Source organism: Deltaproteobacteria bacterium (genome assembly GCA_018668695.1).
GTDB lineage: Bacteria > Myxococcota > XYA12-FULL-58-9 > XYA12-FULL-58-9 > JABJBS01 > JABJBS01.
Genome location: JABJBS010000149.1, coordinates 1 through 5,835, shown reverse-complemented (window position 1 = coordinate 5,835; position 5,835 = coordinate 1). Strand labels below are relative to the sequence as shown.

Annotated in this window: 8 protein-coding genes; all 8 read left to right on the top strand. The window is 53.9% G+C overall.

The genetic code is table 11. The features are described 5' to 3' along the window. On the top strand, positions 1-642 hold a 642-nt coding region (gene trmD, locus HOK28_07930; GenBank protein MBT6433002.1), incomplete at its 5' end, for a tRNA (guanosine(37)-N1)-methyltransferase TrmD. A gap of 114 nt (positions 643-756) precedes the next feature. After that, positions 757-1,125 (top strand): 50S ribosomal protein L19, encoded by a 369-nt coding sequence (rplS, locus tag HOK28_07925; protein ID MBT6433001.1) that lies wholly within the window; start codon positions 757-759, stop codon positions 1,123-1,125. Positions 1,126-1,189: 64 nt separating this feature from the next. Beyond that, positions 1,190-1,594, top strand: a complete 405-nt coding sequence (locus tag HOK28_07920; GenBank protein ID MBT6433000.1) for a YraN family protein — start codon at positions 1,190-1,192, stop codon at positions 1,592-1,594. Next, positions 1,591-2,445, top strand: coding sequence for a 16S rRNA (cytidine(1402)-2'-O)-methyltransferase (gene rsmI, locus HOK28_07915; protein MBT6432999.1), 855 nt, complete (start codon positions 1,591-1,593; stop codon positions 2,443-2,445). The genes HOK28_07920 and rsmI overlap by 4 nt, the downstream gene beginning before the upstream one ends. 80 nt (positions 2,446-2,525) lie before the next feature. After that, positions 2,526-3,320: a hypothetical protein gene (locus HOK28_07910; protein ID MBT6432998.1), complete on the top strand. Its 795-nt coding sequence runs from the start codon at positions 2,526-2,528 to the stop codon at positions 3,318-3,320. Positions 3,321-3,322: 2 nt separating this feature from the next. Next, positions 3,323-4,471: an acyl-CoA dehydrogenase gene (locus HOK28_07905; GenBank protein ID MBT6432997.1), complete on the top strand. Its 1,149-nt coding sequence runs from the start codon at positions 3,323-3,325 to the stop codon at positions 4,469-4,471. 5 nt (positions 4,472-4,476) lie between these two features. Then, positions 4,477-5,625 (top strand): acyl-CoA dehydrogenase, encoded by a 1,149-nt coding sequence (locus HOK28_07900; protein MBT6432996.1) that lies wholly within the window; start codon positions 4,477-4,479, stop codon positions 5,623-5,625. Between the two features lie 3 nt (positions 5,626-5,628). Next, positions 5,629-5,835 (top strand): aminotransferase class V-fold PLP-dependent enzyme (locus tag HOK28_07895; protein MBT6432995.1); only part of this gene is annotated, 207 nt, incomplete at its 3' end.

Genomic DNA, 5,835 nt, shown 5'->3' with positions numbered 1-5,835 from the left:
GGAGCCGATGGCGGCTTAGTGGGTAGAGCGTTCACAAGCGGCAAAGCCGAGTTAACCATTCATAATCTGCGCGACTACGGTAAAGGTGTTCACCGGCAAGTGGACGATAATCCATTCGGGGGCGGGGCAGGCATGGTCATCGGTGTGGAACCGCTGCACAAAGCAGTTCAAACTGTCCGGGAATCTCTCGATGGCCCCATTTACCTGCTCTCGCCAAGAGGAGAGCCGTTCGCCCAACCACGGGCACATAACCTCGCGGCATCTGGGGGGTTTGGGCTTATCTGCGGCCGTTACGAGGGCGTAGACGAACGTATTCGCGATTACATTGATGGGGACCTGTCTATTGGCGATATGGTTCTTTCAGGTGGAGACCCTGCGGGTTGGTGCATGGTCGATTCCGTGGTTCGCTTACTGCCTGGTGTGCTTGGCAACTCCGAATCTATCCGCGAGGAATCGTTTGCGAATAACCAGCTGGAGTACCCGCATTATACGCGACCCGCCGAATACGAAGGCAAAAGCGTCCCTGACGTGCTTCGCTCCGGCAACCACAAGGCCATCGCTCAGTGGCGTGATCAGCAATCCCTAGCAATAACGCGCGAAAATAGGCCTGATCTACTTGATTTATCGAAAAAAGAAGGTTAGTTCCGTCCGCTCGCCTGTTAAAGGGCGGCTAGAAAGCACTGTTATCAGGATGCGTAATATTGATTGCGCTGTGGATCCTGCGCTGATGTGCCAAAGATATTGAGGAGTCCTGCAATGGGCATCATTGAGAAAATCGAAGCAGAACAAAAACGTGACCTGATTGAATTCCGTCCTGGCGACACTTTGAAAGTGCATGTGCGCATCAAAGAAGGCGAAAAAGAACGTATTCAGATCTTCCAGGGCGTATGTATCAAAAAGCGTGCTGGCGGTAGCCGTCAGTCATTCACCGTTCGCAAGATGTCTTCAGGCATCGGCGTCGAGCGCGTGTTTCCAATGCACTCACCAAGTGTAGAAAAAGTCGAAATCACTCACCGCGGCCGTGTTCGTCGCGCGAAGCTTTACTACTTGCGTGGTCTCGCTGGTAAGAAAGCTCGTTTGCGTGAGCGTGATAGCCATCGCCGTACGGCAAGCAAGAAGAGCTAGATTCTTCTGCAGCTATCAATTGAATCGAAAACGTCGGCGCTCATATGAGTGTCGGCGTTTTTTTTTGGCGTACACGCTATCGGCAACAAACCTTTTTACCCCCATGGACTCAATGACTGAACGCATGGACCTCGGTATGCGAGGAGAAGATCTCGCCTGTGAAACACTGGTTAAGGCCGGTTACCAGATTATCGGCCGCAACGTGCGGTGTCGCCGGGGGGAGATAGACGTTATCGCCTGGGACCAGGGCACGCTGTGCTTCGTAGAAGTACGCACACGGCAAACAACTGCTAACGGCCATCCGCTTGAAACCGTCAATTCAACGAAGCAGGGGAAGCTTGTATCTTCTGCTCAAGCGTATATGGACCAATGGGAGGGACCATGGCCCGAGCTGCGCTTTGATGTCATTGGCGTTGTCATGGACGAAGGACCCTCGCAAACCCTCGTGAAGGAGGCCTTTGAGGCATGAGCCAAAATGAACAAGGTATACTCTGGGTGGTAGCCACACCTATCGGAAACCTGTCCGACATGAGCCCGCGAGCCATCCGCACACTCGAGAGCGCGGACCTGGTCTTAGCCGAAGACACACGCCACACCAAGGGCCTTTTGCGGCATTTTGAGATCCAAACGCCACTGAAAAGTCTCCACGAACACAACGAAGAGGCCCGAACGCCTGCTCTCTTAGCTGAAATCCAGGGAGGGCTTAAAGTCGCAATGGTAACCGACGCCGGTACACCGGCAATCAGCGACCCGGGCGGCCGATTTGTATCAGCGCTACTCGATGAAGGTATCAAGGTTTCACCGATACCCGGCCCTACAGCACTTGTCGCGGCGCTTAGCGTTGCGGGACTCGCTCCTATGGATGAAGGCATTACTTTTTACGGCTTCGTGCCTCACAAGGGCGCGTCGCGGAAGAAGGCTATTGCACGGGCATGCGCCACGGAAGGGTCAGTCGTATTGTTTGAAGCGCCGCACCGAATCACCCAAACCTTATCCGAACTGGCCGAACATCAGCCGCAGCGCAAAGCCGTTGTCTGCCGCGAACTCACTAAAATGCATGAGGAAGTTCGCAAAGGCACCCTTGAAGATTTGGCGGCATGGTCACAAAAGGGCCTCAAGGGTGAGATTGTTATCGTCTTAGACCGCTACGTTAGAGAGCGCCAACAACCGGGTGAAGAAGAAGTCGATAACGCGCTTAATAAATGCCTGGCGGCCGGGTTGTCATCAAGAGATGCATCAACGGCCGTTGCGGCTCTTCTGGAAAAGAAAAAACGTCCCGTATATCAACGATGTATGGAGCTTCAAAAGGCAGAGGAATAGCCCATTGCGCGGGGTAGGTGTTGACACCCTAGTCAGCGCCCGCTACGAGCCTTCCAACATTATCGTCACCGGAGTGCGTCATGGTTTCAATAGATTCTCTTTCAGTCGTCGCCCTTGAAATAGACAACGGTGTGGCTACAGTCACCATCAACCGCCCTAAGGCTCTAAATGCCATCAACAGTGCCGTTCTCGCTGAACTAGACGCTGTCCTTGACCACCTCACGAAGGACGAGAGTCTGCGATGCATGGTTCTTACCGGCGCCGGAGAGAAATCATTCGTAGCCGGAGCTGATATCAGTGAAATGGCTGATATGGACCCAGCTCAGGCTGAGGAGTTCTCTGCAAAGGGTCATGGTATCTTCGAAAAAATCGAACATCTCCCTGTGCCGGTGCTCGCGGCAGTCAATGGCTTTTGCTTGGGCGGCGGTTGTGAACTCGCACTCGCTTGCGACATTATCTATGCCTCGGAAAAAGCAAAGTTTGGTCAGCCCGAAGTAAAGCTCGGACTTATCCCTGGTTTCGGAGGAGCTGTACGGCTTCCTCGCAAAGTTGGTCTTGCGGCCGCGACCGAGTGGATTTTGACGGGAGACATTTACCGAGCCAATGAAGCCCATCGTATCGGTCTGGTGCACGCAGTTATCGAAGGCGCTGAACTACTCGCACACGTTCAGAAGGTAGCCGCAACAATCGCAAGCCGCGCACCAGTGGCTGTGCGACGGGCCAAAAAAGTCATGGTGGAAGGGCTGCAATCTACTCAGACGGAAGCGGCCAAACTCGAGCAAGGTTCATTTGGGGTGCTCTTTGCAACTGAAGATATGCGCGAGGGCACTCAAGCCTTTTTGCAAAAACGCGAACCCAACTTCAAAGGTAGTTAGAGATGAATTTAGAGCTCACAGAAGAACAAACACTCTTAAGAGATTCAGTCCGAGCCTTTGCGCGTGACCAAATTCTACCTCACGCTGAAGAGATCGATAAAAAAGCTGAGTTCCCGCATGATCAATTCCGTGCGATGGCCGACATGGGCCTGATGGGTGTCGCTATCCCTGAGGAATGGGGCGGCGCGGGCATGGACCACGTGGCCTATGCACTCGCGATTGAAGAAATCTCTGCAGCCTGTGCAAGTTGTGGTGTCATCACCAGCGTCAACAACTCACTTGTTTGCGACCCACTGCTTCGTTACGGCACACCCGCCCAAAAAGAAGAGTGGCTTAAGCCTATCGCCTCCGGTCAGAGAATAGGCTGCTACGCGCTGAGTGAGCCCGGTACGGGTTCGGATGCCGCTGCCCAAGCAACCGTCGCCAAAAAAGACGGCGATGAGTGGGTTATCAATGGTTCCAAGAACTGGATAACAAACGGTGCCCAGGCAGATCTCTGTATCGTATTTGCCATGGGAGATAAGACCCTCGGCACACGCGGCATCAATGCCTACTTGGTACCTACCAATACTCCTGGATTCATCGTCGCGAAGAACGAAGAAAAGCTAGGAATCAAAGCTTCCAGCACGAGCCAAATTTCGCTCGACAACGTACGGCTTCCTGCCACGGCGCTTTTAGGTGAAGTAGGCCAGGGCTTTAAAATTGCAATGGGTACCCTCGACGGTGGCCGGATTGGTATCGCAGCCCAAGCACTGGGAATTGCTCGCCAAGCCTTTGATGAAGCGCGCGCGTATTCACTTGAACGTGAAGCCTTTGGCGGCCCCATCGCAAACTTCCAAGCCATCCAATTCATGCTCGCCGATATGGGCACTGAAATTGATGCGGCTCGTTTGCTTATTTGGCGTGCAGCATGGCTCAAGGACCAAAAGAAACCCTATGGTCAGGCCTCGGCGATGGCGAAGGTTTTTGCCAGCGAGATGAGCGGCCGTGTTACCGATAAAGCTATTCAGATTCATGGTGGCTTCGGTTACTCCAAAGAGTACCCAGCAGAACGCCACTTTCGCGATGCTCGAATCACTCAGATTTATGAAGGCACCAGCGAAATTCAACGTATCGTTATTGCGCGTTCGCTGCTTAAGGAAGTGAGCTAAAACTGATGTTGTTTGAACTTACAGCCGAGCAATCCGGGCTGCGCGAAATTGCAGCCGCGTATGCAAAAGACACTTTGATGCCCGATGCGCAAAAGCGCGAGGACGGTCACGACATTGAGCCGGAAACCATCAAGGGCCTTGGTGACCGAGGGCTGCTCGGCGTCAATATCCGTAAGGAATACGGTGGTTCCGAAGCAGGTGTCGTTGGCTACGCGGTTGCTGTACGCGAAATCGCAGCTGGAGATCCTGCCGTTGCCGTAACCATGGCCGTAACCAATATGGTTGGCGAAGTGCTTCAAGCATATGGAACAAAAGAGCAGCGCCAAGCTTACATCCCGAAGTTAACAAGCGGTGAGTTTTTCGGGGGAGCGTTTGCGTTAAGCGAACCGGCCGCTGGTTCAGATGCAGGCGCATTGGCGACCCGTGCAGAGCGAGTTGGCGACAACTGGGTTATCAACGGCGAAAAGCTCTGGATTACGACCGGCGATCGAGCCGGAGTGGTTGTGGTATGGGCACGAACCGGGGGAGCTGGAGCCAAAGGAATCTCATGCTTTCTCGTTGACGGCGGGGCACCAGGACTAAGTTCTGGCAAACCTGAAGAGAAACTGGGCCTGCGGGCCTCCCACACGGTCTCCCTAAGTCTCGCAGATGTAACGGTTCCACACAGCGCGATGCTTGGCCAAGAAGGCGAAGGATTCAAAATCGCGATGATGGCTCTCGATGGCGGAAGGGTTGGAATCAGCTCACAGTCGTTGGGTATGGCCTATGGCGCGATGAACCGAGCGCGTGAAATCATGCTATCCGACAAGCAACATGGAGCTACCCAAGGCATGCTTTTTAAGCTGGCTAATATTGGAACGGAATGCGACGCCGCTTGGCTACTGGCACTTCGAGCCGCCTGGCTTAAAGAGTCCGACCAACCCTTTAGCCGCGAAGCCGCCATGGCTAAAGTTTACGCGACCGAAGCAGCAAACAAGGCCACCCAGCAAGCCCTTCAAATAGGCGCTTCCCACGGCCACATGCAGGACTCTTTGCTTAGCCGCTACTTTCGGGATGTTCGGGTAACCCGGATTTACGAAGGTACCAGTGAAGTTCAGCGAATTGTTATCAGCCGTAGCCTCCTTCGCGACGCCCAAAGTGGTGTGTCTGCTTAGCAGATGGCTGGACCTATTTACATGGACTCCCACGCGACGACACCCGTCGACCCGCGAGTTCTAACCATCATGCTCCCATACTTCACGGAGCGTTTTGGTAATGCCGCCAGCAAAAATCACGCTTATGGATGGGCGGCCGAAAAAGCAACAGATGCAGCACGGTCTCACGTTGCGACCATGATCGGTGCTGAGGCAACGGAGATTGTCTTT

Excerpts from the sequence above, each read along its gene's own strand:
- rsmI (MBT6432999.1), top strand. The coding sequence starts at position 1,591 with ATGAGCCAAAATGAACAAGGTATACTCTGGGTGGTAGCCACACCTATC.
- HOK28_07910 (MBT6432998.1), top strand. The coding sequence starts at position 2,526 with ATGGTTTCAATAGATTCTCTTTCAGTCGTCGCCCTTGAAATAGACAAC.
- HOK28_07900 (MBT6432996.1), top strand. The coding sequence starts at position 4,477 with ATGTTGTTTGAACTTACAGCCGAGCAATCCGGGCTGCGCGAAATTGCA.
- rplS (MBT6433001.1), top strand. The coding sequence starts at position 757 with ATGGGCATCATTGAGAAAATCGAAGCAGAACAAAAACGTGACCTGATT.
- HOK28_07905 (MBT6432997.1), top strand. The coding sequence starts at position 3,323 with ATGAATTTAGAGCTCACAGAAGAACAAACACTCTTAAGAGATTCAGTC.